This is a genomic window from Actinosynnema sp. (assembly GCF_052038725.1).
The window spans coordinates 1-1,745 of the sequence record NZ_JBQGCX010000798.1; the positions used below are offsets into that span (position 1 = coordinate 1).

Sequence of the window (1,745 nt, forward strand, 5' to 3'; positions counted from 1 at the left end):
GCGGGCGGCCTCCGCGGAGGCCCGGACGGCCGGACCCGCAGCGGTTCCCGGGCCCCCCGCGGCGCTGCGGGGGACTGGTAACCGCGCTGGTGGGCCGCGCCCCGTTCCGCCGCCCGCGCGCGCCGTCCGGGACCCGGCCCCGCGGTCCGGGGCCCGGACGGGCCGTCCGAGATCCCAGACGCCCGTCTCCGGGGCCGGGAGCCGCCTGTCCCGAGCCGCACCCCCCGCCGCAGTGAGATCTCCCCGTCGAGCAACCGGATGCCCGCCCCCGCCGGTATCAGGCCGGTGACAGCAGGGGAGGCGTACTGGTGGATCGTCAGGACTTCACGCGGATCGCGCGTGAGCGGGCGGTGCCGTGGCGGCGGGTCGCGTACCTCATCTGCGGGGACTGGGGCCGCGCCGAGGACCTCGTGCAGGCGGCCCTCCTGCGCATGTACAAGCACTGGCACCGCATCGAGCCGCGCGGCCTGGAGGCCTACGCGCGCAAGGTCATCTCGCGGCTGGCGCTGGACGAGGCCAAGCGCGCCTCCCGGCGCAAGGAGGTGCTGGGCGAGGTCCCGGACCGCCCGGCCGCGCAGTGCGACGAGGAGGTGGACGGCGCCCCCGAGGTGCGTGCCGCGCTCAAGGCCATGCCGCCCCGGCAGCGGGCCGTGATCGTCCTGCGCTTCTACGCCGACCTCGACGTGGCGGCGACCGCGAAGGCGCTCGGGATCACCCAGGGCACGGTGAAGTCCCAGTGCTCGCGCGGGCTGGACTCGCTGCGCGAGGCGCTCGGCCCGCACCACGCGGCCCTCGCGACCAGGACCCCGGAGCGGACGGGAGGCAGCAGGTGAACGTGCGCAAGGACTTCTTCGACCACGCCATCGGGAGGGGCGAACCCCCGGTGGAGCTGGACTTCGAGGCCATCGAGCGCGAGGGCGCGGACGCCCTGCGCCGCCGCAAGCGGGTGGTCCCCGCGCTGGCCATGGCGGGCGTCGCGGCGGTCGCGGGCGGCATCATGGCGCTCGCGTCGGGCCTGGGGAGCGCGGGAGGACTGGTCGAGCAGGGCTCGGGCGGCGGCGACCCGATCCCGGCCACGCCCGCGCCCCCCTCGCGGCACAGCCCGGACGCGGGCCCGTCCAGCACCGCGCCGGACCCGTCCCCGGCCAGCTCCACGCCGCCCGACACCGGGTCGGCGCCCAGCAGCACCGCGGCGGGCTCCCCCGAGGGCCGCCGCTCGGACGCCTCGGTCGTGGACCCCACCGCGGTCGCCGCCGCCGACCGGCTCCCGATCTGCTTCAGCAAGGCGAGCATGGCGGGCTACGGCCAGCCGTGGGGGCCGGAGACCCTCCTGGTCCGGCCGGTGCCCGCCGCGTCGCTCACCCCGACCCAGGGCAGCCCCGACCGCTTCGACGTCGCCCTGGACGTGTGCAGGCAGTACTGGACCGACAACGTCCGCGGCTGGCGCGCCCCGGACGCCCCGGTGCCCGCCCTGGTGCGCTGCGTCCTCGTGCTGCCGCAGTCGCCGGAGCACGGCTCGCTCGGCGTGTACCCCGGCGACGAGGGGACCTGCCGCGAGCTCGGCTTCCCGGTGGCGGTGCCCGCGAAGTAGCGCCGACCCCGCCCGCGCACGGGCCTGGGGGCGGTGCGCGGCGCGCGAAAAGGGCCGGGGGGGGGGGGTTACCACCCCCCCCCCCCCTCCGGTGGGCCCACCCCAAACCCCCCAGTGGGACCCCCCCCGCGGTAACACCGCCAGCCTTGACCCG

2 protein-coding genes are annotated in these 1,745 nt (G+C 77.9%); both read left to right on the plus strand.

Translation table 11 applies throughout. The annotated features are described in order from the left end of the window. Positions 1-308 precede the first annotated feature (308 nt). A complete protein-coding gene (locus tag ACTUAL_RS16485) occupies positions 309-833 on the plus strand; it encodes a SigE family RNA polymerase sigma factor (RefSeq protein ID WP_096491279.1) in 525 nt (174 codons plus the stop codon). Next, entirely contained in the window at positions 830-1,591 is a 762-nt protein-coding gene (locus tag ACTUAL_RS16490) for a hypothetical protein (protein ID WP_440900890.1), read from the plus strand. Before ACTUAL_RS16485 ends, ACTUAL_RS16490 begins: the two co-directional genes overlap by 4 nt. The last annotated feature ends 154 nt before the right edge of the window (positions 1,592-1,745 follow it).